The following is a 25,739-nucleotide window of genomic DNA, read 5'->3' as shown; positions in this document are numbered from 1 at the left end:
TGAGATGACCTCAACTGGCTGGAAAACGATGAGTTGTCAACGACCGGCGGGCTCGGTCCCTCAATGGTAGCATCTTCGCCAATTGCGCCGCAGCTTTGCGCACGCCGGGCCGCTCTCAAACCACTTCGATTTTGAAATCCGCGCCTTCCCACCGCTGCGTATCCGTCCAGAAAAGCGTGAAGATGATCGTGCCTGGGCCGAGCGTCTTCGTCGGCACGTCGCAGACGTGAATGCCGAAGTCCGTGGAGTGAGATTGGCTGTCGGTGAAGCTGGACCAGCCGTCGGTGGACCAGTGCACCAGCGCTGGTTCCGGCAGTTCGATGCGCAGGGCGCGGCCTGCCGGCATACGCGCGCGCTTGTTCGTCGGGCGCCAGGCGAAAGGCGCGGGTGCCGGCTTGGCGCCGACGTATCGGGCGAAGGTCTGGGGCGGCATATCGAAGACTACGCCGTCACGGATCGAGCGCAGCAGCTTGATGTGTTCCGCGTGGGCCCAGACCAGAGGCATGGCGCTGCCGGAGGGGCGACCGAGAAAAAGCTCGCGTTCGGGCACGTTTTTGCTGTCCCAGATCTGCTCGGGCAGGAGCCCGCCTTCGCTTGCCGAGACTTCCAGTGCCGCCAGCAGGCGCTTCGCCTCATCCGGCCGCCCGGCGGCGAGCTCATAGTGCGCGCGCTCGCCCGTCAGCAGCGGCCATAGGCGGCCGACACCGCTGCCGGCGAAGGGCGCGCCGCCGGTGCGCTCGCCGTAGCCGTCGTCATTGTAGCGGTACCAGTAGGGTCCGGCGGGGAGGTCGCGCCGCAATTCCGAATCGATCGCGGCGATGGTGCCGAGGATGCGTGGATCGTCGGCGGCCCTGAGGCCGAAGCGTACCAGCGCCAGCGCGTCCGGGCTGATAAGCAGGTCCGCCTCCAAGACTTCGCTCGCGTCATCGCGATTGCGGATTGGGATGAAGTCACGCCTCAGTGACGAGCTGCCATCCGTGACCGAGGCGATGCGCACGTAGTAGCCTTCGATGCCGAGGCTGCGCGATAGTTCCGTATCGGTGGCATAGGTCCATTCCTCGATGCGCTCGTTCCAGCCATCGGCCACCTCGCGCAGATATTGCGCCGCCGCCAGCCGGCCGGCTGCTTCCACCGCATCGGCCGCCGCGAGCAAGCCGGCGATCTCGACGGCGAGCGTGAACGGCGAGTAGCCGGCATCCTCCTCCCAGCGATCCTGCTGGGTAGCAGGGCCGTTTCTGACAATATAGGCCGCAGCCGCCTCGATCATCGGCAGGTACCGGCCGCTCTCCGACGCGTCGATCGCGCCGGCGCGCAGCAGCATGTCGTAGAGCAGGATGGGAAAGGCCGTCTCGTCCATCTGGATGCCGTACCAATAGGGCCGGCCATCGAGCCATGCATTCTGCACCCAATGGCCATCCGCCTCTTGGATCGCCGAGAGATAGTCGAGCACGGAGCGCGCGTCGGCCTTGGCGCCGGCGGCAAGCAGCCCGCCGGCCGTTTCCACGAGATCGCGCGTCCAGACCAGATGATAGCCGCCAAGGTCGTCGTCGCTCTTGCTGAAACCCCAGGGGATGGAAAGGCTGGCGATGATGGCGCCGGAAGCATCGTCGCGGTGAGTGGCAAGCACGCCGGTACTGACGCGGTAGCGGTTTAGCTGGCTGGGATCGTGGGGTTCGTCCAGGGCAAGCAGGCTGGCCTGCCACTCCCGCCAGCCACTGCGATAATGTTTCAGCGCCGGCTCGACGCCTTGTTCCAAGCTGAGGACAGCGCGGAAGGCAGCTTCTTCCGGCTGCGTGCCGAAGCCGATGGCGATCAGCGCGCGCCCTTCGTTCGCCTGGATGTCGAGCGTCCCCGACAGCGCGACGTTGCCGGATGCGGCGTAGCGGTACTCCTCCTTCAGCCCTTGGCCGCGCGACAGCGTCTGCCAACCGTCGGAGAAGCCGACATAGCCTACAGAGCGCGCCAGCCAGGGCACCGAGGCGGCGACGGCGAGCACCCGCCCGGAACCCTCGGCGAAGAGCATCGGCCTGCCTTTGAAGTCACCGTACCAGCCAGTGTTGTCCGCGCCGCCGTTGACCAGATGCGGCGCCACGAGGGCATGCAGTCGGTAGTCGGAGAGATCGCCGATGAGCGCCTGGAAGTAGACTTTCTGCAGCACCACCTCACGCTCTGGGTCCGAAAATATGGTCTTGGTGATGCGATAGCGACCGTCGCGGGCGGTATTGACGAGGCGGAAAGCCGGAACGCCATCCTCGATCGCCTGCACGCGATGATCGGCATCGCGCTTCTCCTCGGAAAAATAGCCGTCGGCCGTCACGATGAAGCCGAAATCACGGACGCAGGCCATATCGAGCCGCGGCGCGTAGATCTCGTTGAGGATGCCATGGCTCGCCGTGAACCAAACGCTGCTCGCCGTGCTGACGGCAGTGCCGACCGCGCTCTTGTCGCTCGAGGTCCAGCGAGGCTCGATGCCCGGGGCCCCGGGCGGGTCTATGGAACCGGGTGGCAGTGTCGGATAGGCCAAGTGTCGATCCTCCGCTCAGTATGCGTTCCTCTTCGGAGCCATCCTGGATTGAATTTAAGCGATCCGCAATACGCCCGGGCTTGACAGCCGGTACCGATCTTGCGCCCCATAGGGCATGGGAGAGCCTAAGGGCAGGGTCTAAAGCGCATCGCGATCTCTGGGATTAGCTCCTTGCGCTTTAGGCCTTTGATTTTGCGCATGTCGTTATCGCAAAACCGCTGTGCGCTTTTGCGCGGCATGCTTTAGGGAGGAGCGCTAGACATGGATGACATGACGGAAGAACCCGCAGCAGAGCAAACACGTCACCACAGCAAGCCGAAGGCGCATGCGGCGCCTGCCAGCCGCACCGTGCTTGCCGTCGATATCGGCGGATCGCATGTGAAGGTGGAACTCAGTAGCGGCGGCGAGCGGCGAGCAGTCGAATCGGGGAACAAAATGACGGCGGCCAAGATGGTGGACGCGCTGCGCGATCTCACATCCGACTGGCACTACGACCTCGTCACCATGGGATACCCCGGACCCGTGGTCGCCCACCGCGCCGCAGCCGATCCGTTCAATCTTGGACCGGGATGGAAGGATTTCGATTTCGAGGCAGCGCTCGGCAAGCCCGTGCGGATGGTCAACGATGCGCTGATGCAGGCGATCGGCAGCTACGAGGCGGGCCGCATGCTCTTCCTTGGTCTCGGCACCGGCCTCGGCTCGGCCATGATCGCCGACAACGTCTGCATGCCGCTGGAACTGGCGCATATGCCCTACCGAAAGGCGACCTTCGAAGATTATGTCGGCGAACGCGGCCTGGAGCGACGGGGCAAGAGCAAGTGGCGAAAATCGGTATTCGACGTCGCCGAGCGCTTGGACAGGGCCCTGCTGCCGAACTACATCGTCATCGGCGGGGGCAATGTCGAACGGCTCAAGGAACTGCCACCGAAGTGTCGGCGGGGCAATAACGATAACGCGTTTCGCGGTGGTTTCCGGGTCTGGCTGGATGACAGTTTGCGGTTTTGAGGGGAGGCAAGACCGGCGGACTTAGGGTATCGGCGGTGCCTCCAGCGATGTCTAATTGGGCATCACACGGTATACGCATGCAATTCCCTCGACGCCCCGGAGAGGAGCCTCGAAGGCAACCAGTCTTTGACCGGCGAGGAGTTGGCTGACACCCGGCGCCGAAAACAGCGCTTCGGAAATGCATATTTCCCCCGCGTCAGCCAGCGACTGCACGCGTGCGGCAACATTGACGGTCTGGCCGAAATAATCGAGGTTTTCGTTCAAGCTCACGGCGATCGAGGGGCCGCAATGGGCTCCGATCTTCAGGATGAGGCTCGGGTCGCCATGCGCGGCATTGTAGCGCTCGATGACCCCCAGAATGTGCAGCGCAGCCGAGACAGCATCCGCCGGACGAGAGAAGGCAGCCATCACGGCGTCGCCGATCGTCTTGACGATCGCGCCTGAGTGCTCCTGCACCGTCGCACCGAGCAGTGCGAAATGCTCGCGAACCAGCGCATAGGCATTGAGATCGCCAAGCCGCTCATACATGGCGGTCGATCCCTTGAGGTCCGTGAACAGGAGGGTCACCTGACGGATGCCTAGACCTTCCTTCTCGTCGACGTTTTCCGAGCGGAACAGGCGCCGAAATGTCTGTCGGGCCAGCAGCATCCCGCCCGACATGTAAGGATCGAAGTCGAGGACCGGCTTGATTGTCTGCGCCAGGATTTCAGGCGGCCAATTGATCAGCAGCAACGAGCCACGCACGGCACCGGAGTTCTGCACGTCGATGATGACAGGGCCGGGCGGCATTGCCGGCAGCGAAGCGGAAAACCGCTGCCCGTCATATCCGATCCGGAGGTGCGTCGGCTCCGTTACCGGCTCGCCTATGACCGGCAATGCAAAACTGGCCTGGGTCTGGACATTGATGCCCGCCAGGGCGCCGGGACCGAGCTCCGCCCTCAACGTCGTGACCGAGCCAGGCGGCAGAAAAGAGAGTCCACGAACCAGTCCCTGCAGGACATCGAGAAAGCGGACCTGTTGGCCGGGTAACCGCGCGTCGCTCAGGAATCGCGCCCGCCAGTGAAAATCCTCGACTGAGAGCGAGCCGGGATCATGAAAAGGCAGCCGGCGGAGGTGCGGCGACACCGTGAAGGTGACTTCGATGAAGTCATCTAGTACTACAGTTGTAAATGACCTCGTTTTCTATAGTGGGCGAGCATGGCCTGCGCCTGATGGTTTCGTCGCCAGAGAGACCAGGCGAGAATGAATCCCCGCTTTGCGGGCTTTCGCATGATCAGCCGAGCGATGAGCGTGCGGATTTCGGCGACGGTGGGGATGAGCCTGATCTTGCGCGTCAGGCAGCGATTTTCGGATTTGGACTCGTTTCGTTCGGTTTGCCGCAGGCCGAACGGCGTAGATCGGCGCCGAGCTTGGCGAGGAAGGCCGCGGCCGCCATGACGAGCGTCATGTGGCGATGCCAGCCATGCCAGGAGCGCGCCTCGCAATGGTCAAGGCCGAGATCGTCCTTGGCGCGCTGGAAGCATTCCTCGATCGTCCAGCGCAATCCTGCCGCGCCGGCCAGTTCCGCAAGCGTAGCCTCGGCGGGTGCAAAAACCAGATAGTAGCTGAGGGCGCGCGGATCCGTTCGGCTTTTGCGGATGAGGACATAGCGGGCATAGCCTTCCTCGACGACATAAGGCAGCGCAATCCGGGCCCAGTCGTAGAGACGCAATCCTTTGGCGCCTTCGCCGGCAGGACAAGCAGTCCAGGCCGCAACGGGCAGTTCCTCGGCCATCTCTTTCGGGTCCGTCTGCAGCAGCCCCTGATCGGTCAGCATTCGCAAGGTATGGTTGGAGCGCACCGCAAGCACATAAGGCTGTCGGCGCTCCTCGAGCATGCGGCGCGTCTGGTAATCGCCGCCATAGGCCGCATCGGCCAGAACCCAGGCGCACGGCACGCCGCGATCAAGCGCCTGTGCCAGCATGGCGCGCGCCATTGCTGGCTTGGTCAAGAATTCCGTCTCCTGTGGAATCCCGGCCGCCTTGCGCCGCGCCTGGTCTTTCGCCCACGCCTCCGGCAGATAGAGCCGTCGGTCGATCAGCGTCTGGCCAAAGCGGCTGGCATAGGCGACAAACACGCCGATCTGGCAGCTCTCGATCCGGCCGGCGGTGCCCGAATATTGCCGCGCCACCCCGACCGAATGGGTGCCTTTCTTCAAAAACCGGTTTCGTCCACCACCAGCACGCCCGATCGATCGCCGAGCGCCTCCATGGCGTAATCGCAAACGATGTCACGCAACCGGTCCGCATCCCATTGCGAGCGCCCCAGCAGGGCCTGGATTCGCCACGGGCGCCCAAGGCCGGCCTGCTCGGAAAGAAGCCAGCCCGTCTTGCGCTCAATCCCCGATAAAAGCCCGTCGATAAATGCCCCGCAGCCCTCCCGCGCCTCAGAACGTCGGAACACCACGCCAAGACGCGCCTTCAGCACCGACAGTTCCCCTTCCCAGGAAATCCCCGAACCCGACCATTCCGAAACAGACATGCCGCAGCCCCTTCAAAAAACTCCTTGAAGAGAATCATGATTTGCTCCCATTTACAACTGTAGTACTAGGTTGGTTTCGCCGCTGACGTCGCACAGACCGCAGACATAGTGGGTCTTCAACGTTCGCAGCGCGCCGAAACTGTCGAGCACCATGCCGGATTGCGGGCACACCACATCCCAGCTCATCTCGAACAATCCGCTTCGGGTCGCATGGAGAAACAGATCGATACTTTCCGCCTCCGCAATGGCGCGGTCGCGAGCGAAGGCCAGGGGATTGACGCGGTAGAGAGACAAGTCGTCACCGCTGCGGATCAGCGTTTCGAATTTGGAGATGACCCGCGGACTCCAAGACCGGGCCTGCTCGATCTCGGTGATCTTGCTTTCAAGGAGCCGTTCCTGAACGTCAGTCATGTGGCACCTGCGCTTCAGCTATCGATCAGGTTTGGCCACGTTATGGGACCCGTCTTGGCTGTTGGAGACTATAGCAAAGAATGAGACGAGGGTCTGCTGGCGATGAAGTGCAGGAGATCTCAGCCTTTCTGTCGTGCCGACGGTTATTTCGTTGAGAACATTCTTGCGAAAGAGGCGCGTGCGGGCGTTGCTGCCGGGACTTGTCATCTGCGGCGGCAATGTCGAGCGGCTCAAGGAATTGCCACCGAAGTGCCAACGCGGCAATAACCTCAATGCCTTGCTTAGCGGTTTCCGGGTCTGGCTGGATGACAGTTTGCGGTTTTGAGGGGCGGCGAGGTGGGGTTAAAGAAGGCGACGGCTGAATTGCGTTTTTCGGTCGTTGGATGAGGACGAGGTTGCATATTCGCCTGCGGCTTCCTGATAGCAGCATCACTAATGCGCCCGTCAATGCAGAACCTACCGGCCTTAAGATCGTGGGGGTAATCGGAACTCGAACAAACGCAGGGGTTGATCTTGTAGGACGACGCGGGCATTTTGCTGGTTGTTGGTAGTTCGCCATATGCATTGAGGTTAGGCGTGAAGCACAAATCGATTGATCTCGCATCCGAAGTAAAGCGGGCGGCGTTACCTGACGGCTTACAGGGCTTCCTTTTTCCTCTTTACGAGGCCGTGTCTAATTCCTTCCATTCTATAGAGGAGCGATGGGGTGACGAACTGGAGGAAAAGGGCCGCATCGAAATCGACATCGATGCCGATGGCCAGCAGATCATGGTCGCCGACAATGGAATTGGGTTCGACGAAAAAAACCTAAATGCGTTTCTCACTCCCCTTACCGGCAACAAGTTTGAGCGCGGGGGTAAGGGTTTCGGGCGGTTCATTGCGTTCAAAATCTTCGGTGAAGTCTTTTATTCCTCACGGCAAGCGAGCCTGAATGGTTGGAGCGGTGGAGGTTCCTATCGGTACTTCCCGTTTGCAACCGATGACAATCTTATCGAAGTCTCTCCAGAACTCGGCGCCGGTGTCCACCGTTTCGAAACTGGCCTAACCGCTCTGATGAGAGGTCCGCTTGCGGATTCACAAGACTTCTTTGATCTTGGGGGAGACCGTTACTTTGGAGAAGATGCGCACGAGGCAATAGTCAGGGCTCTGTTGGATCATTTCTTGATCGAGTTCATTCAGCGAAAGGTGCCGCACGATTTTTTCCTGACTGTTCAGGGGCTGCGCTTCAACCTTCACGATTATTTCTACAAGTCGCTGTCGACCGGCGGTTCGAAGACTGAGTACCTGGAAATCGGACACGACAAACGATGGTTTGAGTTCAGCTACTTCAAAGTCGGCGAAGCTCAGGCCAAGAAGCACCGATTATATTTTTACGCGAACAATCGGGCATCCAGCGACCTGGAAAACATTTCCTCCGGCCTCAACGACAAACCTTTTTCTGAAATGACGGAGGACGGGCCGCGCAGGTACTTCTACCTTGTCGCAGTCTCAAGTGATTTCTTCGTATCCTCTCAGTCCCGCGACAGGATCACGAACCTGCATGCGAAAATCCAGTATGACGGCAAACGGAAGTCCATAAAGGACCATCTAGTCGCCATGGCCAAGCAACACATTCTTGAAATTGAAAACACCTACACGGCCGAACGCCGCGCAAAAATGGTCGAAGAGGTCGAACACCTGATCGCAATTGACCCTTTGCTGCGGCGGGGCCTTGGTGAAAAGTCTGCCGCCGATTTCGTGCAAAAACGCTCAATAACAGAGACGCGAGAGCAGCTTGCCCAGGATCTTTTCGTAGAGCGCTTCCGCAAGAAATTTGATTTCACAAAGTTGGATCATAATGCGAGTGTCGAGGAGTTGGTCCGCATTGTCAGAACTAAAATTCCTGAAGACGCGAAGGAAGCTCTGGCGGTTTACGTGGCCTACAGGAACCACGTAATCCGAATTTTTCGCGAGTTGCTGAAGAAGCAAGAAGACGGCCTTGCGACGGAAGACAAGGTGCACCAGCTAATCTATCCGCGCTACAAAGACAGCGAGGAGGTAGATTATAGCTCACATAACCTGTGGCTGCTGGATGACGATCTTGCCTACGCCCAATATATCTCAAGCGACCGGACCCCGGATGGGAGCCATCGGGCTAAGGGTCAGTACGCGCACGACCTCCTCATCAACAACGAAAACGAATTGATGGTCGTCGAGATGAAGCGGCCTCAGAAGACTGGTTACACCGCTGACACTGACAGCGTGACGAATGACCCTGTGGATCAGCTAAAAAAACAGATTTCAGACATCCGGAAAAAGGGCAAGGTCAAAACTTCAAGCGGACGAGAGATCACCATCTCACCCGACACGATGGTGCGGGGATATGTCTTGGCTGACTGGAACGACAACCTCCAAAGCTATCTGGAGATCGAGGATTTCATGATCACCAATTACGGTGGTCAGATGGCATATCGGTATTACAAGACGCTGAACCTCATGCTCGAAGTTGTTGCCTTCGACCGGCTGGTGGATCGCGCTAGCAATCGGAATGAGGCCTTTGTTCAGATGCTCGAAGGTCGTTCAACATTCGATCGAAAGCAAAAGGGTACACTTTTGAGCCTTAGCGAGGCGGCAAGCGTACCGCATCGCTAAACTCCTGTGCGAGACTACTTTGAAGTTCTAGGAACATCACTAGAAGCCGTTTGGCTATTAGCCGTTCCGGCTTCGATCAACCCACAAGGTGTAGCGCGGCAAGTCCGCTTCGGACTGAAAGCCGCCACTTGAAAACTGAAAAGGCCCTTAACGTCCAGGCCGCGCCCCGTCTTCCCCTTCGTGCGGGCCTTCCGCTGCTTCTCATCCACCGCATCCTCATAGGACCCGGCACCCGGCTTAGCCCGGATGATCGGCTTGTCCGGCACCTTGCCGAGTACCGGCTTTTCCGTTCTGCCGACGGTCATTTCGTCGAGGGTGTTCTTGCGGACGAGGGTGTTCTTGCGGAAGAGGGGCGTGCCGGCATTGACGGCCAGCACGACGGTCAGCAGCACGCGTTCAGACAAGGCGTTTGCCCTGGGCATCGAGTACCTGCTCGCCGTCTTCCTTGGTGAAGGAGCCTTTATGGGTGTCGGGCAGGATATCCAGAACGATCTCGGAAGGCCGGGCAAGGCGTGTGCCGATCGGCGTAATGACAAATGGGCGGTTGATCAGGATCGGGTCCTTCAACATGGCATCGAGCAACCGATCGTCGGTCAGGTCCGGATTGTCGAGGCCGAGTTCGGCATAGGGTGTGCCTTTCTCGCGAATTGCCTCGCGGACGCTCAAACCTGCATCCGCAATCATCTTGACGAGCTGTTCGCGGGTCGGCGGATTTTTCAGATATTCGATGACAGTCGGCTCGATGCCGGCATTCCGGATCATCGTCAGCGTGTTGCGCGACGTGCCGCATTGCGGGTTGTGATAGATGGTGACGTCCATGGTCATGGGGCGGATTCCGTTTCTGTAGGAGTTTGAGGATTGCGGGCTTCCATCAACAGCCAGCTAGCGAGCATCGATGCCAGCAATGCGCCCAGGACTTCCGCGACGATAAAGCCTGGCAGATCGACCGGACGGATGCCCGAAAAGGTGTTTGTCAGCGAGCGGGCGATAGCGACGGCGGGATTGGCGAATGAAGTGGAAGCCGTGAACCAGTACGCGGCCGTGATATAGAGACCGACCAGCCAGGGCACGGTTTCGGACCGAAACCGCAGGCCGGCGAGGATCACGAAGATGAGGCCGAACGTGGCCGTTATTTCAGCAAGCCATTCCGCGCCGCCGGCACGGATGGTGGTCGAGGTTTGAAGCAAGGGCAATTCGAACATGGCATGGGCAAGAATGGTTCCGACAATGCCACCAAGGATTTGCGCGACGATATAGGTCAGAGCCGACATTGCGGTCAGTCCGCGACGGAGCGCGAAAACCAGCGATACGACCGGGTTGAAGTGAGCCCCGGAAACCGGCCCCAGCACAGTAATCAGCACGACAAGGATCGCACCCGTCGCAAGCGTGTTGGCGAGCAATGCAAGCGCCGTATCAGTCGTCAGCCTGTCCGCCATGATGCCCGAACCGACGACGGTCGCAACCAGAAGTGCCGCGCCGAGGGCTTCCGAGGCAAGGCGGCGCGAGAGAGGAAACAAAGTCATAGCTTCAGACCACAGACCAAATCGGGACGTTCATTGAACTTTTTCCTCTGCGGGCGCGCAGCAGGCGGCAACCTTGGCCGTTGGTGCACAAATTTCGGGATTGCCCCCGCAGCAGTCTTCCATCAGGAAACGCACGAGGCCGCTCAGCGCATCGTAATTGGCGGTGTAGATGATGGAGCGAGCTTCACGCTGCTGGTTGACGAGGCCGGCTCGATCCAGTTCCTTAAGATGGAACGAGATGTTCGAAGGCGATACTTCGAGCTTTTCCGCAATTGTTCCTGCCGACATGCCGTCCGGACCGGCAACGACGAGCATGCGGATGATCTGTAGTCGGGTCTCCTGCGAGAGCGCACCGAACGAAGCGAGAGCTTGACGTTCATCCATAATTCAATAATCCTTGAAATATTGAAACGAGGAGTATCTCAAATGAATGCGATCGACAAGGTCCAATCTTCGGATATCAACCTTGGCCTTGTGCTTGAGACATTGGCAGCTTCCCGCGATCTGCCCCTTGTATTCCGCTATGAGGGCCGGCCGGTGAAACCGGGCTATCACGTCACCGAAGTCAAGGCGGGGCAGTTTTCAGCGCTGGACTGCGGGGCCAATCCGGAAGCATGGGCAGAGATTTTCGTGCAGCTCTGGGATATCGAGAAAGGCAACCGCACCTATATGCTTGCGGGCAAGTTCGCTGCCATCATTCGCAAGGTTTCCGAGCATGTTCAGCTTGATGGCTCGGCGAAGCTGACCTTTGAGGTAAGCGATGGTGTGCAGCCGATGCGGCTCTATTGCGCATCGACTCCTGTCATCAGCGACGGTGCGCTATATGTCGAACTCGTTCCCCGTGCGGCGAGTTGTAAGCCGCGTGACCGGTGGCTGGCTGAACAGGCTCAAGTGGCGGCCTGCTGCGGATCGGCGGCTGCTGCCAAGTGCTGCGGGTAGTCCATGCTATGACCGCAATGAGCCGCAAGTTGCCACTGGAAAACTGAAATCCGCTTACCTCCCGGGCCGCCCCGTCTTGCCCTTGGTCCGGCCCTTCCGCTGCTTCTCATCCACCGCATCCTCATAGGAGCCGACGCCCGGCTTCGCGCGGATGATCGGCTTGTCCGGCACCTTGCCGAGGACCGGCTTTTCCGTCCTGCCGACGGTCATTTCGTCGAGGCTATTCCTTCGGAAATAGCCTCGAGTTCTTGCTTGCTCGGATTCGCTATCTTGCCCGGCTGTGCCGGACAAGGCGCCCGAACTGGTGTTTTTGCGGAAGAGGGGCGTGCCGGCGTCGCTGCCGGGGCCCATTTCGTCGAGGGTGGGCTTGGCGAAATAAGAGCGCTGCGCTTCCTCCTCATGGTTCGAGACGGCCCTGCGGGCCTCCTCACCATGAAGGCTGCCTCTGCCTCCCGATGCGACGCCTGCTCCGTCCTCATCCTGAGGTGCGGAGGCCTCTGAGTTTGTCGAAGGGGACCGGAGCCTCGAAGGATTGGGGCGGCCAGTTTTGCCGCCTTCGATGCTCCTTGCCTCTTCGCGCGCCATCGGGTCGTCCATGACGGCGAGTTCGGCGGCCTTGAGGCGTTTGATTTCGTCGCGCAGGCGGGCGGCCTTTTCGAAGTCGAGGTCGGCGGCGGCGTCGCGCATCTGTTTTTCCAGCGCGTTGAGATGGGCCTGCAGGTTGTTGCCGACGAGGTGGCCGCCATCGGCAAAGCCCTTGCCGGACGCGCCGCCGATATCGGCGCGGACGTGGTCCTTCTCGTAGATGCTGTCGAGGATGTCGGAAATCTTCGCCTTAACCGATTCCGGCGTGATGCCGTTTTCCTCGTTATAGGCCGTCTGCTTTTCGCGGCGGCGGCTGGTTTCCTCCATCGCCCGCTGCATCGAGCCGGTGACGGTATCGGCATAGAGGATGACCTTGCCGTCGACGTTACGCGCGGCGCGGCCGATCGTCTGGATCAGCGACGTTTCCGAGCGCAGGAAGCCTTCCTTGTCGGCGTCGAGGATAGCGACGAAGCCGCATTCGGGAATGTCGAGGCCTTCGCGCAGCAGATTGATGCCGACGAGGACGTCGAAGGCGCCGAGGCGCAGATCGCGGATGATCTCGATGCGCTCAAGCGTGTCGATGTCGGAGTGCATGTAGCGGACGCGCACGCCCTGTTCATGCAGATATTCGGTTAGGTCCTCGGCCATGCGCTTGGTCAGCACGGTGCAGAGGGTGCGGTAACCCTTGGCGGCGGTCTCGCGGATTTCGCCGAGCACGTCGTCGACCTGGGTGCGAGCGGAGCGGACTTCGACCGGCGGGTCGATCAGGCCGGTCGGGCGGATGACCTGTTCGGCGAAGACGCCGCCGGATTGCTCCATCTCCCAGCCGCCCGGCGTTGCCGACACCGCGATCGTGTCCGGGCGCATGGCGTCCCATTCCTCGAAGCGCAGCGGGCGGTTGTCCATGCAGGAGGGCAGGCGGAAGCCGTATTCGGCGAGCGTCGCCTTGCGCCGGAAGTCGCCGCGGTACATGCCGCCGATCTGCGGCACGGTGACGTGGCTTTCGTCGATGAAGATGATGGCGTTGTCGGGAATATATTCGAACAGCGTCGGCGGCGGCTCGCCGGGGTTGCGGCCGGTGAGGTAACGCGAATAGTTCTCGATGCCCTGGCAGGAGCCGGTGGCTTCCAGCATCTCGACATCGTAGCGGGTGCGCTGCTCCAGGCGCTGCGCTTCCAACAAACGGCCGGCCTTTTCCAGCTCGGCGAGGCGGAGCTTCAACTCTTCCTTGATCGCCTTGATGGCGCCATTCAACGTCGGCCGGGGTGTAACATAGTGCGAATTGGCGTAGATCTTCACCGATTTCAGGTCGCCGGTCTTCTGGCCGGTCAACGGATCGAATTCGGTGATGGCGTCGATCTCGTCGCCGAACATGGAGATGCGCCAGGCGGCATCCTCCAAGTGGGCCGGGAAGATTTCGATCGTGTCGCCGCGCACGCGGAAGGAGCCGCGGATGAAATCCATGTCGCGGCGCTTGTATTGCTGCGCCACGAGGTCGGCCAGGAGCTGGCGCTGGTCCAGCCGGTCGCCGACATTCATCTGGAAGGTCATGGCCGTATAGGTCTCGACCGAGCCGATACCGTAGATGCAGGAGACCGAGGCGACGATGATACAGTCGTCGCGCTCCAACAGCGAACGCGTCGCCGAGTGGCGCATGCGGTCGATCTGCTCGTTGATCGAGGATTCCTTCTCGATATAGGTGTCCGAGCGCGGCACATAGGCTTCCGGCTGGTAGTAATCGTAGTAGGAGACGAAATACTCGACCGCATTGTCCGGGAAGAAGTTCTTGAACTCGGAATAGAGCTGCGCCGCCAGCGTCTTGTTCGGCGCCAGGATGACGGCCGGGCGCTGGGTCTCCTCGATCACCTTCGCCATGGTGAAGGTCTTGCCGGAGCCGGTGACGCCGAGCAACACTTGGCTGCGATCACCGTTTTCCAGGCCCTCGACGAGGTCGCGGATCGCCGTCGGCTGGTCGCCGGCGGGCTGGTATTCCGAGGCCATGCGGATGCTGATGCCGCCTTCGGATTTTTCCGGCCGGGCAGGGCGGTGCGGCGTCCAGATCTTGCCGTTCTTGTGCAGCGGATTACCGCTCTCGATCAGCGCCGACAGCGCTTCGACCGTGGCAGTGACGGCCGTGCCGGCATTGACGGCCTCCTCCAGCGTCGTGTCCATGCCGGCCACCGGATTGAGCCCGGCAGCGGCACGTGTTTTCGGGTCGGTCGAACCGCCCATGGAGGTGCCGCGCGCCGATTTCGATGCAGCGATCTCCACCTTCTTCCGGTGCTTGCCTGCCTTGGAGGCGATTTCGCGCTGGCTCTCGACGCTGCTGGCTTCCGCCTCCGCCTCGAGCCGCTTGACCCAATCTGCGACGCTGCCGCTCAGCGGCGCACCTTCAAACGGTGCCTGCGGCGCCTCTTCGAAACCGGTCGGGGCGGAGGAATTTTTCGGTGATTTTGCCATGGGCGGAATATGGAGGGAGTCAGCGCCGATGTGAAGGGGGAAAGAGTACAAAAGGGAAACAGACGTCGATTTTTCTACTTCCGATCACACAAAATGTGATGGAACCGAAAGGCGACGAAGGCGTTGGCGGGACGCTGCTCCAGACATCCGCCAGCTAATTTCGTAAGCGCTGGAGGAAAAGCCCGCCGCAGCGTCGAACCGCCCGGCCGGTGCCGGGCTCCCCCTTGCTTCGACGGCATCCGGAATTGCCCGCCTCGCCGCCGCCATCCGGTCGGAGGACCATGATGTCAGCATTGGATAGTTTACGCTCTTTATCCCCGCAACAACGCAACACCGTCATCGCCGCCTATCTCGGCTGGACGCTCGATGCCTTCGATTTCTTCATATTGGTCTTCGTTCTCAAATATATCGCCGAGGAGTTTCATACCGATGTTCCCGCTGTCTCGGTGGCGATCTTCCTGACGCTCGCCATGCGGGCGCTCGGGGCGCTGATCTTCGGGCTTGCCGCCGATCGCTTCGGCCGGCGCGTGACGCTAATGGCGGACGTGCTGCTCTATTCGATCTTCGAGTTCCTGACCGGCTTTTCGACCGGGCTGACGATGTTCCTGATATTGCGGGCACTCTTCGGCATCGCCATGGGCGGTGAATGGGGTGTCGGCGCGTCGCTGACGATGGAGACGGTGCCCGAGGAGTCGCGCGGCATCGTGTCCGGCATTCTGCAGGCGGGCTATCCTTCCGGCTATCTGCTGGCTTCGATCTTGTTCTTCCTGCTCTTCCCGATCATCGGTTGGCGCGGCATGTTCATGGTCGGTGCGCTGCCGGCGCTGCTGGTGCTCTATATTCGCCGCAACGTACAGGAATCGCCGGCCTTCGTGCAGCGGCGGGCGACGCCGCAAAGGCCTTTCGTCACCGTATTGCGCGAGAATATCCCACTGTTCCTGTGGGCTGTGCTGTTGATGACCGCCTTCAACTTCTTCAGCCACGGGACGCAGGATCTCTACCCGACCTTCCTCCAGACACAGCGGCAGTATGACAGCTATACCGTCGGCGCTATCGCTATCGTTTACAATATTGGTGCGATGATTGGCGGCTTGTTTTTCGGGGCCCTGTCGCAGCGCATCGGGCGGCGGCGGGCGATCGTCATCGCTTCGGTGCTGGCAATCCCGGTCGCCCCGTTATGGGTCTATGCGCCCGGACCGGTGCTGCTCGCTGTCGGCGCCTTCCTGATGCAATTCTTCGTGCAGGGCGCCTGGGGCATCGTGCCGGTGCATCTCAACGAGCTGTCGCCCGATGAAGTGCGCGGCACATTCCCCGGCTTCGCCTATCAGCTCGGCAACCTGCTCGCATCCGGCAACGCAACGATTCAGGCGGGCCTGGCGGCACGTTGGAACGGCGACTACGCTTTTGCGTTGTTGATTGTATTGGTGATCGTCGCGGCCGTGGTGGCGCTATTTTCCGGTTTCGGTTTTGAAAAGAAGGATATCCGCTTCGGCGATAAGGGGACGGAGGAACCCCAGAGCGCGATACCGATCTAATCGCCGCGCCCTCGCCGGAGCACGGCCGGCGGCTCAAAGCCGCCGGCCTCCAACCTATTTGCCGCAGATTTCGGAAATTTTCGCCTGCGCAAAGCTGCGGGCAAGCTCCTGTATCCCGCCGACCGAGGATATCAGGTCGCCGATGGGGCCGCTGACGCCGACATGGGAATCGGTGATTTTGCAGGCGCCCACATCGACCGTCACCGAAGCTTCCAACTGGCCTTTGACCGTCGCCTGGACGATGCCATGCGACTTGCAGGCGAGATCGGCGCGGGCGTTGACCTGCACACCGCCGGCCGCGCTGCAGAGGTCAAGCGACTTGACTTCGAATTTCTCCTTGTGATCGAGGCCCGGCAGTTTCTTGCAGGGATCGGCCTCGTTCACCGACTTCTCGATCTGCGGACCGAACTTGCTCTGCAGCAGCGACCAACAGGAGCCGGGCGCGCTCTGGGCCTGCGCGGATGCCATGGGCAAGGGGGACAGCGGCACGGCGAAGGCGATGGCGAATAATCCCATGCGAAGCGACGGAAGGAGCGAGGCGGGCAGTGCAGCGGATGTCTTGATCACGGCGGTCGGTTCCTTGGCAGATAGAATAGGAGAATATGCGCGCACTCTTCCATGTCTCCGGCTGGTGAAGCAATCCCCGCAATCATGTGAACGCACGACGCTCCAGCCGGCCTCAATTCGGCCCATTTCCATATTCACGTGACTGCTGCATTTAGGCGCAGCGCTCCGCTCTTGAATTTTCGGGCCTTGAGGGGTCAAAGGTGTGGGCGATTCATAATGGCCAAAGGATTTACCATGCCCTCCATCCTCAACCCGGCCGCGGTCTGGCCGGTCATCATGCTGTTTGCATCGAATATTTTCATGACCTTCGCCTGGTATGGCCATCTCAAGCACAAGAGCACGGCCATCACGATCGCCGTTCTTGGCAGTTGGGCCATAGCCTTTTTCGAATATTGCCTGGCCGTGCCCGCCAACCGCCTCGGCTCTGGCTATTATTCGACGGCGCAGTTGAAGACCATGCAGGAGGTGATCACGCTGATCGTGTTCTCCGGCTTCTCGGTCTTCTGGCTGGGCGAAAACCTGACCTGGGGCCACGCCATCGGTTTCGCGCTTATCGCTGTCGGCGCCTCCTTCATTTTCCGGGGATGAAGCGGGCATAGGCCGCTAGGCAGCGATCGCCATTCGTCCTATGATTCGCATGCCGGTTCAGTCTTTGAGGAGAGGCTGCCGGCGAGTGGCGTATTTCGGGAGGGCTGAGATGTCGGGTTCGCTGCATTCCGTGCTGGATGAAACGACGCCCGGGCGGGCGCCGCTTGAGGCGAACGGCAAGATTCTGTCGATGGCGCCGGACCGTTTCGGCTATCTCGAACCCACCGATGCCGCGACCGACATTGCGACGCTGCGCGAGCAATATCAGGAGCATGGCTATCTCTGGCTCAAGGGATTTCTGAAGCGCCAGGATGTGCTCGATTTCCGCGCCTGGGTGTTCGCGCATCTGATGGACACCGGGCTTCTGCAGCCCGGCTCGGACCCCATGGTCGGTCTTGCCGCCAAGGCGGAAGCCGACAAGTCGCTGGCCGACCGGCGGTTGATGTCGCTGGTGCGTTCGGTGACCTATGAGGGCTTCTGTACCCAGCCGCGGCTGGCCTCCTTCATGGACGAATTCCTGCAGGGCATCTCCTATCTGCACAAGCGCAAGATCATGCGTTTCACCCGGCCGGGCACCAGCGTCGTCACGCCCGCGCACTATGATCTTGTCTATCTGCGCGGTGGCACGAACCGCATCGTCACTGCCTGGATTCCGATCGGCGATATTCCGGTCGATATGGGCGGCCTCGTCTATCTCGAGGGATCGCACCGGATCGGCGCCGATATGGAGAAGGAGTTCGCGATCAAGAGCGCCTCGCTCTCGCCGGAGGAACGTATCAGCGCCTTCAACAAGAACATGACCGAAGGTGGCTGGGTCTCCAAAGACCTGCCTGACATGGCGGAGCGCTTCAAGACACGCTGGCTCGCCGCCGACTATGAGGCCGGCGATATCATGTTGCACAGTCCCTACATGATCCACGCATCCACGACCAATCGGGATCCGAAGGGCCGTCTGCGCCTGTCGACCGACATCCGGTATCAGAATGTCGAGGACGAAATCGACGTCCGCTGGGGCAATCACTGGAGCTTGGGGGATATGCTCTAAACAGGAGCGCCTCGGCTCACTTCATCTGATCGAGAATGCTCTGTGCCGGCGCATAGCCCTGGGCGGCGGCTTTCCGGAACCAGCCTATCGCCATGTTGCGGTCTCTCGTGACGCCGTCGCCGCGGAGATAAGCATAGCCGAGATGGAATTGCGCCTTGGGCAGGCCTTGATCGGCGGCTTTGGCAAACCAGGCAATGGCCTCGGCGTAATCCTGAGGAACGCCCTTTCCGAGCGCATAGAGGCTGCCGAGGCCATCCTGCGACGCCGCATCGCCTTTGTTCGCCAAAGGCTGCCAATGGGCGAGTGCACCGGCATAATCGCCTTTGTCATAGGCGGCTTGCCCGTCGTCGGCATGGGCCTGAAAGGCGATCGAGAGTGCCAGCGCCAGTCCGAAGCCTATCTGTCTGAGCCGCATCCGGCGATCTCCCATCCATGATTCCCGTAGGGGCAAGAGCTAAGCTTAGCAGACCGTCGGCGCAAGGCAGAGGCCTCGGTTATCTCAAATCGGGATGGTCTTATTCTGCGGAGGCGTCTCCTCATTATCACCGGGCTCATTGTCGTTGCGGCCCATGGCTTTGGCCTTGCGGAACCATTCGAAGGATTTTGCCCAATCCACCGGCACGCCGTCGCCGTCACGATACATGACGCCAAGGTTGAAGGCAGCGTCGGCATAGTTCTGTGCGGCCGCCTTTTCGAACCAATCGACGGCTTGGCGGCCATCCTTGGCAACGCCTTCACCGTCGCGATACATGACACCGAGATTGTACTCGGCTTCGACGTCATTTTGATCCGCCGCCTTGCGGAACCAGACCATGGCCTCGGCGTCGTCTTCGGCAATTCCGTCGCCGTCCGCATACATGGCGCCGAGATTATATTGTGCCTCGGCATCGCCCTGGTCTGCCGCCTTGCGGAACCATGAGACGGCTTGATTGCCGTCCTTGGGCACACCTTCGCCGTCGCGATACATGACGGCGAGATTGTATTCCGCCTCGATTTTCCCTTGGTCAGCGGACTTGCGATACCAGGCTAAAGCCTGGGCGTCATCTCGGGGCACGCCGTCGCCTTCGTCATACATGATAGCGAGATTGTATTGCGCGTCGGCATTGCCCTGATCGGCGGATTTTCGGTACCAGGCAACAGCCTCGCTCTTGTCCTGATTTACGCCGTCACCGTTGTCGTACATGACCCCGACATTGAACTGCGCATCCGCGTCGCCCTGTTTGGCTGCCTTGCTGTACCAGACGAAAGCTTGCGCGCTGTCCTTCGTCACGCCCTCGCCATTGTCGTACATCAAAGCGAGATTGTATTGCGCATCGCGATAGCCTTGTTCCGCGGCCTTGCGGTACCAGACGGCGGCCTTGGCGTCGTCCGTCGCGACACCTTGGCCTTCGTCATACATGGTGCCGACGTTGAACTCAGCCTCGGCATTACCCTGGTCGGCTGCCTTGCGATACCAGCTCAGCGCCTGCGTGAGATCCTTCGCGACGCCGTCGCCTTCCTCATACATTTCTCCGAGTTTCAGTTGCGCCGCAGCGTCGCCCTTCTTTGCGAGCGGGCGCCAATAGTCGAGCGCCGCCTTGTAGTCGCCTCGGTCGTAGGCGTTCTGCCCGCGATCGGCATGCGCGACGCCGATGGATGCCAACGCAAAAAGCAATCCGACGGCCACCCTCTTGAAACGCACGATCTGCTCCTCAACCTTTGATCTCTTCATGTGTGAATACTAAAAGCGCGACGGGCGAGGGCGCAAGGCGCCTTGCACGTATAAGTTATAAATTATGGCAACAGCGTCGTCAGCAATCGGAGGACAAGCCAGCCCGGCGCTTCGCTCCGGCTGTTCGTCTTGGCGAGTTCTCCACCCTCCGGGCCAACATCCTTGATAAGACCACCGCCGTCGGCTGCCATGTCGCCCAGGCCGTGTTGCGCCTCCGGTAGCCCCTGATCCGCTGCCTTATGGAACCAATCGGAGGCCTGGTTCATATCCTTCGCCACGCCGTAGCCATTGTAATACATATGTCCCAGCCCGTATTGGGCACGGGCGTCGCCTTGCTCGGCGGCCTTGCGGAAAAGGTCAGCGGCTTGGCTGTAATCCTGGGGAACGCCGTCGCCATTGTAATAGAGGTAGGCAAGGGCATATTGGCCGTCCGCATTGCCCTGGTCAGCGGCTTTGCGGTACCAGGCCACCGCCTCGCTCTTGTCCGGGGCTGTGCCCTGACCATTGTCGTACATATAGCCGAGCGCATATTGCGCATCCGCGCCGCCTTGATCGGCTGCCTTGCGATACCATTCGACCGCGACGTCATCATTGACCGGAACGCCCTGGCCATTGGCATAGAAGTAGCCGACGGCATATTGCGCATCGGCGCGACCCTGGGAGGCCGATTTGCGGTACCATTGCAGCGCCTGCTTATAGTCCTGGGGAACGCCGAGGCCATTGGCGAAGCTGTAACCAAGCGCATATTGCGCGTCGGCGCGGCCCTGCTCGGAGGATTTCTTATACCAGGAATAGGCCTGGGCATCGTCCTGATCGACGCCGTGGCCATTGGCATAGGCATAGCCGAGCGCATATTCGCCCTGGGCGTCGCCCTGATCTGCTGATTTTTGATACCACTCTATCGCCTGGCTTTGATCCGCGGCTGTGCCGAGGCCGTTATCAAACATATAGCCGAGCGCATATTGTGCATCGCTGCGTCCCTGATCCGCCGACTTGCGATACCAGGCAAGCGCCATCGTATCGTCCTCGCGGACGCCGATGCCGTGAGCATACATATAGCCGAGGGCATATTGCGCCTGGGGTTGGCCGAGTGCGGCGGATTTCTGGTACCAGCCGGCCGCCTGCTCGTTGTCGACATCCAGCCCGCGGCCGTTGGCGAGGGAATAGCCAATGGCATATTGCGCCTCCGCATTGCCCTGTTCGGCGGCTTTGCGGTACCAGGCATTTGCCTGTTGCTGGTCTTTGTCGATGCCGCGGCCATTGGAATACATGTAGGCGAGGGCGTATTCAGCCTTGGCATTCCCCTGTGCCGCCGCCTTCTGGTACCATTCGACCGCCTTCGCATCGTCGCGCTCGATGCCCTGGCCGTTGGCGTAGCGATAGCCGAGGCCGTATTGGGCGGCCGGATTGCCATCCCGTGCGTATTGTATCCAATATTTCAGCGCGATCGTGGTATCGCCGGGGCCTGGTGCGGGATCATCGGCATAAGCAAAGGGAGCGAGCGAAAGGGCTAGCGCCAATCCAAATGCAAGGCTGGTGATCTTCAAAAGCGCTCTCTCCCGTCCGCAAGCTAATATTCGGCCGCACTGAACAATGCGGGGTAGTTCTGGTCAAGGGTTGTACAGTATGGAAATGGCAGCCGTTTTACCGACATCGTTCCGGTCGACGCCGTTGCCGTTTTCATGCGTAGTCTGCAGCAAAATATCGGCGTCGCTCCCGGCATGGCTGGTGGTTTCTATCCCGGGAGCACGTCATACAGCCTGAAGATCCAGCTAATCTGATAGATCAACCCGACCGACACGAACGCCGCCTGGAAGCGGCGATTGGCGGTGATGGCGGCGACGATGCAGAGGACGATGTAAACGACATTGCGGATCGGATATTCCCACCCGAGCGACCTGAAATAGGTCTCGCCCTTCAGCAGCGTATCGATGAGATCGACGGCGTAGGTGACAGCAAGAAGGCCGAAAAACCAGCGCCGACGCGAGATGAAATATTCTTCGAAGCCGCCATAATCCTCGATCGACGGAGGGTTCAGCAGCACGCAGAGGAAATAGAACAGGCAGCAGAAGCAGATGAGGAAAAGATAGACGCCGAAACTGATCTCTGCCACCGACTGCAATCGATATTCCCACCACCAGAAATGAATGATGAAGAGGAACATCGACAGTATCCAGCCGAGATGGACCAGATAGACGCGGTGCTTGCCAGGCGATTGCACGAAGCCGGCGAGGCGCATCAGGAGCTGGGCGAGCGAGAGGCCGATGACCATGCTCATGACCGTCCTGATATAGACGTAAACCTCGGGCGTACGCGCGGCTTCCATCCGATCAGCTTTCCGCTGGAACCGGCTTCGGGGCCCCGGTCTCGTCCAGCGCCACCATGATGAATGTGCCGGCTATGACCTTCTCCAACTTGGCATAGCGAGAACGATGCGCCCATGCTTCGACGATGAGCGTGATCGAGGTACGGCCGACGCGTTCGATATCGGTATAGACGCTCAACGTGTCGCCGATCTTCACGGGCAGCTCGAATGCCATTTCCTTGACGGCGGCAGTGACGACGCGACCACGTGCCCGCTCTGCGGCGCGAATGCCGCTTGCCAAGTCCATCTGCGCCATGACCCAGCCGCCGAAGATGTCGCCGGCAGGATTGGCGTCGGCGGGCATGGCCAGCGTGCGCAGGGTCAATTCGCCTCTTGGTTTGACGCTGTCGTTCATTCACTCGCTCCAATCGATAAAAGCTTTGATTCCGGCGTTCAGCCTACGCAATCGAATCTCGATGGGAAAGACGTCGTCTGTATTCGACAACAGCTCTGTCGATTGAAGAGGAGCTTTTTAGACATACTTCGCGCCTCTTCAGGCCATTCCGGATGTCCCACTTTCGTGGGGCGGTAAGCATTCATTCACCGTTTTTATTTAAGATTCGTAATAGTTGCCGACCGTGGCTGGGGCAGCAGGAGCGGATCTGGAGTATGGCGTATTTGTCCTTTCTGCGGCGGGCTGTTCTGCCGCTGCTCGTGTCGTCGGCGCTGGTCGCCTGCACGGCTGATAGCCTCATACCACCGTCGAGCATCGACAGCAGCGCCCGCGTCGGTTCGATCAAGCCCCATCGCAGCATGCCGCAGCGGCAGTTCACCTACCAAGGTGATCAAGCGCCCGTTAACTCCGCCTCGGCCAACTACGCCAACAGCTATAATCTCTCGGGCAGCCGGCAGAGCGCCGCGCCGATGCCCGCTTCTGCAGCCGCCAAACAAGGCCGCCTGCCGATGGGCAGCGGCAATGAGGCCGTGACAACCACTGATGTGGAAGAGGGTCTGGCGCAACAGTCTGATATACCCTCTCAGGGCGTCAATATGGACGCGGAACTCGGTGTAGGGCCGAGCGAGGAAGCGCAGTCCGGACCGGTCGTCGGGCTGGCGCAGGAGGAAGGGCAGAACATTGCGGAGGGCGAGACCGATCAGCCCGTTGTCGACGGGATCGGCTCGGACACGCCGGTGCAGGCCAACCGCTCCATCATTCAACGCCCGGCCGCACAGGCTGAACTCAATCAGTCGCCGATCCGCCGCCAGATGCCGAATACGCAGGTCGCCATGTTGCCACGCGTCGGCAATCCGATGCCGCGGATCGAACAGCAGGAGGAGGCGCCGCAATCGTCGCCCGGCGGCGCCATGCCTGCCTCGGAAATTGCCTGCCGGCAGGAATTGCAGCGTATGGGGGTCGTCTACAACGACAAGCCGCCGATTAATGATGGTCCGGCCTGCCAGGTTCCTTATCCGGTTTCCTTGAGCGGGCTTTCCGGCAACATCGCTGTCAGGCCGGCGGTGACGCTGAACTGCCAGGTGACGCTTGCCTTCGCCAAATGGGTGAAGAACGAATTGGCGCCGGCGGCTCGCACGCGCTATTGGACGGGCGTCGGCACGATCGTGCCGCTCGGGGGCTATTCCTGCCGCCGGATGAACAATAGCCGGCAGCGCTATAATCCGATGTCGGAACATGCCCATGGCAATGCCATCGACGTCGGCACCTTCATCCTAAAGAACGGCCACGTCATCGATGTCCGCAAAAAGGGGCTGTTCTCCTTCCGTGAGGGCCGGCTGCTGAAGGCTGTGCGCAGCGATAGCTGCAATTATTTCGACACCGTGCTCGGTCCGGGCAGCAACGCCGAGCACTGGAACCATTTCCACTTCGACCTCAGGGATCGCAGGGGCGGGCGGCGTTACTGCAGCCTGTGATGCCGAATTTGCCGAGCGCCAACGGCGGCAATGTGTCGGCCGGGAGTAGGTCGACATCACAAAATCAGCTATTCTGATAGTTGTCCGTCTATCCGTGGAGTGAACGCAATGGCTGAAAAGACGCTCGTCACGTCGCCGAAGGTGGCAAAGAAGGGGGCCAAACCGAGCAATGCAGTCCCAACTCTTCTCGCGGGTGGCAACCCGCAGATCGCGAAGGGCGATGGCGACGCCCCAGTGCAAGCCTATATCGCTGCCATGCCGGGCTGGAAAAGCGACATCGGCCGCCGCCTCGACGCGCTCATTGTGCGCACGGTTCCCTGCGTGCGCAAGGCGGTCAAATGGAACTCGCCGCTCTATGGGATGGAAGGCGAAGGCTGGTTCCTGGGCATCCACTGCTTCACGAAGTACGTCAAGGTGGCCTTCTTTCGTGGTACGTCGCTGAAGCCAATCCCTTCCGGCGAGTCCAAAAGCAAGGACACGCGCTATCTCAATATCCATGAAGGTGATCCGCTCGACGAAGCTCAGCTTACCGCCTGGATAAAGCAAGCCAGCCAATTGCCCGGCGAACGAATGTGAACGCCAGTGCAGCGCAACTATAACCGTGAAGAAAGCGACACAAGCATGACCGAGAGTGAGCCGAAGGAAGGGCAGACAGAGGACTCTGCCTCTCATCTGATAGATGGGAGAATCAAGGAGCTGAACGATTGGCGGGGCCAGACGCTCGCCCGGATCCGAGCTCTCATCCAGCAGGCCGACCCTGAAGTGATCGAGGAGTGGAAGTGGCGAGGAGTTCCGGTCTGGTCGCATGCCGGGATCATCTGCACCGGCGAGACCTACAAGAACGTCGTGAAGATGACCTTCGCCAAGGGCGCCTCGTTGGAGGACCCCTCGGGCCTTTTCAACTCCAGCCTTGAAGGCAACACCAGGCGCGCCATCGATTTCCATGAGGGTGACGACATCGATGAAGAGGCATTGAAGGTACTCATTCGCGCCGCTGTGGCACTCAATACCGCTGCTCGCCCGGCCCGCTCTCAGAAGAAACCAAAGAGCGCGTAAGGAGCGTCGCGGGAATGAATGCAATGGATCATTGCGGAATCGTGTGAGCAAAAAGTTGCATTTACGCGCTTTCTTGTACTTCCCTATAACTGTGCCAGCCAAGGTGGGAGAGCTGTTCAATGGAAGAAGCCCCGAGAAGGAAGAGAGGGCTGGGGAAGGCCCTGGTTGCCGCTCTCGTTGCGATCGTTCTCGTCATCGGCGGGCGTTGGTACGCCTATGTTGCCTATGCCGATGATCCATTCGACGAGGTCGGCATCGGCCTCAACTCGATGATGCCGGGCGCGATCCGTGAAAAGGGCTGTGCGATGCTGAAGGCGCGCTTCGAAAACAAGACGCTGCCGCCGGCAGGCTGCGGCGTCAACGGCAACTGGTAGTTGGGGATCGATTGCCGGCAAAAGAAAAGCC

Annotated in this window: 23 protein-coding genes and 3 pseudogenes; 11 read left to right on the top strand and 15 right to left on the bottom strand. The window is 60.4% G+C overall.

The genetic code is table 11. The annotated features are described in order from the left end of the window. Positions 1-115: 115 nt before the first annotated feature. On the bottom strand, positions 116-2,524 hold the full coding sequence (locus tag QA648_RS08220) for a glucan 1,4-alpha-glucosidase (protein WP_283050728.1): 2,409 nt from the start codon (positions 2,522-2,524) through the stop codon (positions 116-118). A 261-nt stretch (positions 2,525-2,785) separates the two neighbouring features. On the opposite strand from QA648_RS08220, the gene QA648_RS08215 reads away from it, so the two are divergent. Next, the gene (locus tag QA648_RS08215; protein ID WP_283050727.1) at positions 2,786-3,529 is read left to right on the top strand and encodes an ROK family protein; all 744 of its coding nucleotides are present in this window, start codon (positions 2,786-2,788) and stop codon (positions 3,527-3,529) included. Positions 3,530-3,580: 51 nt separating this feature from the next. Here QA648_RS08215 and QA648_RS08210 read toward each other — a convergent pair. The 3 pseudogenes from QA648_RS08210 to QA648_RS08200 form a co-directional block, all read right to left on the bottom strand. Next, positions 3,581-4,684 (bottom strand): annotated as a pseudogene (locus QA648_RS08210) (adenylate/guanylate cyclase domain-containing protein); the annotation flags it as partial. Positions 4,685-4,862: 178 nt separating this feature from the next. Further along, positions 4,863-6,049: pseudogene (locus tag QA648_RS08205) on the bottom strand (IS701 family transposase). Between the two features lie 66 nt (positions 6,050-6,115). Then, a pseudogene (locus QA648_RS08200) lies at positions 6,116-6,460 on the bottom strand (DUF5939 domain-containing protein); the annotation flags it as partial. Between the two features lie 163 nt (positions 6,461-6,623). On the opposite strand from QA648_RS08200, the gene QA648_RS08195 reads away from it, so the two are divergent. Then, the gene (locus QA648_RS08195; RefSeq protein WP_283050725.1) at positions 6,624-6,785 is read left to right on the top strand and encodes a hypothetical protein; all 162 of its coding nucleotides are present in this window, start codon (positions 6,624-6,626) and stop codon (positions 6,783-6,785) included. 251 nt (positions 6,786-7,036) lie between these two features. Continuing rightward, positions 7,037-9,091 carry an ATP-binding protein gene (locus QA648_RS08190; RefSeq protein ID WP_283050724.1) on the top strand — a complete coding sequence of 685 codons (2,055 nt, stop codon included), beginning with the start codon at positions 7,037-7,039 and terminating at the stop codon, positions 9,089-9,091. A gap of 14 nt (positions 9,092-9,105) precedes the next feature. On the opposite strand, the gene QA648_RS08185 is transcribed toward QA648_RS08190, so the two are convergent. From QA648_RS08185 to QA648_RS08170, 4 genes are read right to left on the bottom strand one after another with little or no spacing between them, the layout of a single operon-like run. Then, positions 9,106-9,495 carry a hypothetical protein gene (locus QA648_RS08185; RefSeq protein ID WP_283051472.1) on the bottom strand — a complete coding sequence of 130 codons (390 nt, stop codon included), beginning with the start codon at positions 9,493-9,495 and terminating at the stop codon, positions 9,106-9,108. Continuing rightward, positions 9,488-9,916: an arsenate reductase (glutaredoxin) gene (arsC, locus tag QA648_RS08180; RefSeq protein WP_283050723.1), complete on the bottom strand. Its 429-nt coding sequence runs from the start codon at positions 9,914-9,916 to the stop codon at positions 9,488-9,490. The genes QA648_RS08185 and arsC overlap by 8 nt, the downstream gene beginning before the upstream one ends. Continuing rightward, positions 9,913-10,614 (bottom strand): MIP/aquaporin family protein, encoded by a 702-nt coding sequence (locus QA648_RS08175; RefSeq protein WP_283050721.1) that lies wholly within the window; start codon positions 10,612-10,614, stop codon positions 9,913-9,915. Before QA648_RS08175 ends, arsC begins: the two co-directional genes overlap by 4 nt. Before the next feature lie 30 nt (positions 10,615-10,644). Continuing rightward, the gene (locus QA648_RS08170) at positions 10,645-10,998 is read right to left on the bottom strand and encodes a metalloregulator ArsR/SmtB family transcription factor (RefSeq protein WP_104823346.1); all 354 of its coding nucleotides are present in this window, start codon (positions 10,996-10,998) and stop codon (positions 10,645-10,647) included. Between the two features lie 42 nt (positions 10,999-11,040). Here QA648_RS08170 and QA648_RS08165 point away from each other — a divergent pair, with 42 nt between their 5' ends. Beyond that, on the top strand, positions 11,041-11,553 hold the full coding sequence (locus QA648_RS08165) for a DUF6428 family protein (RefSeq protein ID WP_283051268.1): 513 nt from the start codon (positions 11,041-11,043) through the stop codon (positions 11,551-11,553). Positions 11,554-11,607: 54 nt separating this feature from the next. Here the strand turns inward: QA648_RS08165 and uvrB are convergent, their stop codons facing one another. Continuing rightward, entirely contained in the window at positions 11,608-14,598 is a 2,991-nt protein-coding gene (gene uvrB, locus QA648_RS08160) for an excinuclease ABC subunit UvrB (RefSeq protein ID WP_283050718.1), read from the bottom strand. Between the two features lie 284 nt (positions 14,599-14,882). Between uvrB and QA648_RS08155 the strand changes: the two genes are divergently transcribed. Further along, positions 14,883-16,133: an MFS transporter gene (locus tag QA648_RS08155; RefSeq protein WP_283051266.1), complete on the top strand. Its 1,251-nt coding sequence runs from the start codon at positions 14,883-14,885 to the stop codon at positions 16,131-16,133. Between the two features lie 54 nt (positions 16,134-16,187). Here the strand turns inward: QA648_RS08155 and QA648_RS08150 are convergent, their stop codons facing one another. Continuing rightward, complete coding sequence (locus tag QA648_RS08150) at positions 16,188-16,700, bottom strand: hypothetical protein (RefSeq protein ID WP_245463839.1); 513 nt, start codon at positions 16,698-16,700, stop codon at positions 16,188-16,190. A 234-nt stretch (positions 16,701-16,934) separates the two neighbouring features. Between QA648_RS08150 and QA648_RS08145 the strand changes: the two genes are divergently transcribed. Further along, the gene (locus QA648_RS08145) at positions 16,935-17,288 is read left to right on the top strand and encodes a DMT family protein (RefSeq protein ID WP_104825119.1); all 354 of its coding nucleotides are present in this window, start codon (positions 16,935-16,937) and stop codon (positions 17,286-17,288) included. Positions 17,289-17,397: 109 nt separating this feature from the next. Beyond that, positions 17,398-18,333, top strand: coding sequence for a phytanoyl-CoA dioxygenase family protein (locus tag QA648_RS08140; RefSeq protein WP_104823341.1), 936 nt, complete (start codon positions 17,398-17,400; stop codon positions 18,331-18,333). A gap of 16 nt (positions 18,334-18,349) precedes the next feature. Here the strand turns inward: QA648_RS08140 and QA648_RS08135 are convergent, their stop codons facing one another. The 5 genes from QA648_RS08135 to QA648_RS08115 form a co-directional block, all read right to left on the bottom strand. Next, positions 18,350-18,748 carry a tetratricopeptide repeat protein gene (locus tag QA648_RS08135; protein ID WP_104823340.1) on the bottom strand — a complete coding sequence of 133 codons (399 nt, stop codon included), beginning with the start codon at positions 18,746-18,748 and terminating at the stop codon, positions 18,350-18,352. Positions 18,749-18,832: 84 nt separating this feature from the next. Next, the gene (locus QA648_RS08130; protein WP_283050715.1) at positions 18,833-20,014 is read right to left on the bottom strand and encodes a tetratricopeptide repeat protein; all 1,182 of its coding nucleotides are present in this window, start codon (positions 20,012-20,014) and stop codon (positions 18,833-18,835) included. A gap of 92 nt (positions 20,015-20,106) precedes the next feature. Continuing rightward, complete coding sequence (locus tag QA648_RS08125; protein WP_283050714.1) at positions 20,107-21,591, bottom strand: SEL1-like repeat protein; 1,485 nt, start codon at positions 21,589-21,591, stop codon at positions 20,107-20,109. A 188-nt stretch (positions 21,592-21,779) separates the two neighbouring features. Continuing rightward, positions 21,780-22,370, bottom strand: a complete 591-nt coding sequence (locus QA648_RS08120) for a hypothetical protein (RefSeq protein ID WP_283050713.1) — start codon at positions 22,368-22,370, stop codon at positions 21,780-21,782. A gap of 4 nt (positions 22,371-22,374) precedes the next feature. Then, on the bottom strand, positions 22,375-22,764 hold the full coding sequence (locus tag QA648_RS08115) for an acyl-CoA thioesterase (protein WP_104823336.1): 390 nt from the start codon (positions 22,762-22,764) through the stop codon (positions 22,375-22,377). Between the two features lie 254 nt (positions 22,765-23,018). Here QA648_RS08115 and QA648_RS08110 point away from each other — a divergent pair, with 254 nt between their 5' ends. The 4 genes from QA648_RS08110 (at position 23,019) to QA648_RS08095 (ending at position 25,708) form a co-directional block, all read left to right on the top strand. After that, positions 23,019-24,278, top strand: coding sequence for an extensin family protein (locus QA648_RS08110; RefSeq protein ID WP_283050711.1), 1,260 nt, complete (start codon positions 23,019-23,021; stop codon positions 24,276-24,278). 108 nt (positions 24,279-24,386) lie between these two features. Beyond that, positions 24,387-24,854, top strand: coding sequence for a DUF1801 domain-containing protein (locus tag QA648_RS08105; RefSeq protein WP_283050710.1), 468 nt, complete (start codon positions 24,387-24,389; stop codon positions 24,852-24,854). Between the two features lie 45 nt (positions 24,855-24,899). Beyond that, complete coding sequence (locus QA648_RS08100; protein ID WP_283050708.1) at positions 24,900-25,334, top strand: DUF1801 domain-containing protein; 435 nt, start codon at positions 24,900-24,902, stop codon at positions 25,332-25,334. A gap of 119 nt (positions 25,335-25,453) precedes the next feature. Next, complete coding sequence (locus tag QA648_RS08095; protein ID WP_104823332.1) at positions 25,454-25,708, top strand: hypothetical protein; 255 nt, start codon at positions 25,454-25,456, stop codon at positions 25,706-25,708. Positions 25,709-25,739 lie beyond the last annotated feature (31 nt).

The sequence above is a fragment of the Rhizobium sp. CB3171 genome (genome assembly GCF_029714265.1).
Lineage (GTDB): Bacteria > Pseudomonadota > Alphaproteobacteria > Rhizobiales > Rhizobiaceae > Rhizobium.
This window is presented reverse-complemented; position numbering and strand designations above follow the sequence as displayed.

Coding starts and splice junctions, on each gene's coding strand:
- QA648_RS08215 (WP_283050727.1), top strand. CDS start 2,786: ATGGATGACATGACGGAAGAACCCGCAGCAGAGCAAACACGTCACCAC.
- arsC (WP_283050723.1), bottom strand. CDS start 9,916: ATGACCATGGACGTCACCATCTATCACAACCCGCAATGCGGCACGTCG.
- QA648_RS08175 (WP_283050721.1), bottom strand. CDS start 10,614: ATGACTTTGTTTCCTCTCTCGCGCCGCCTTGCCTCGGAAGCCCTCGGC.
- QA648_RS08170 (WP_104823346.1), bottom strand. CDS start 10,998: ATGGATGAACGTCAAGCTCTCGCTTCGTTCGGTGCGCTCTCGCAGGAG.
- QA648_RS08165 (WP_283051268.1), top strand. CDS start 11,041: ATGAATGCGATCGACAAGGTCCAATCTTCGGATATCAACCTTGGCCTT.
- uvrB (WP_283050718.1), bottom strand. CDS start 14,598: ATGGCAAAATCACCGAAAAATTCCTCCGCCCCGACCGGTTTCGAAGAG.
- QA648_RS08155 (WP_283051266.1), top strand. CDS start 14,883: ATGTCAGCATTGGATAGTTTACGCTCTTTATCCCCGCAACAACGCAAC.
- QA648_RS08145 (WP_104825119.1), top strand. CDS start 16,935: ATGCCCTCCATCCTCAACCCGGCCGCGGTCTGGCCGGTCATCATGCTG.
- QA648_RS08140 (WP_104823341.1), top strand. CDS start 17,398: ATGTCGGGTTCGCTGCATTCCGTGCTGGATGAAACGACGCCCGGGCGG.
- QA648_RS08135 (WP_104823340.1), bottom strand. CDS start 18,748: ATGCGGCTCAGACAGATAGGCTTCGGACTGGCGCTGGCACTCTCGATC.
- QA648_RS08120 (WP_283050713.1), bottom strand. CDS start 22,370: ATGGAAGCCGCGCGTACGCCCGAGGTTTACGTCTATATCAGGACGGTC.
- QA648_RS08115 (WP_104823336.1), bottom strand. CDS start 22,764: ATGAACGACAGCGTCAAACCAAGAGGCGAATTGACCCTGCGCACGCTG.
- QA648_RS08110 (WP_283050711.1), top strand. CDS start 23,019: ATGGCGTATTTGTCCTTTCTGCGGCGGGCTGTTCTGCCGCTGCTCGTG.
- QA648_RS08105 (WP_283050710.1), top strand. CDS start 24,387: ATGGCTGAAAAGACGCTCGTCACGTCGCCGAAGGTGGCAAAGAAGGGG.
- QA648_RS08100 (WP_283050708.1), top strand. CDS start 24,900: ATGACCGAGAGTGAGCCGAAGGAAGGGCAGACAGAGGACTCTGCCTCT.
- QA648_RS08095 (WP_104823332.1), top strand. CDS start 25,454: ATGGAAGAAGCCCCGAGAAGGAAGAGAGGGCTGGGGAAGGCCCTGGTT.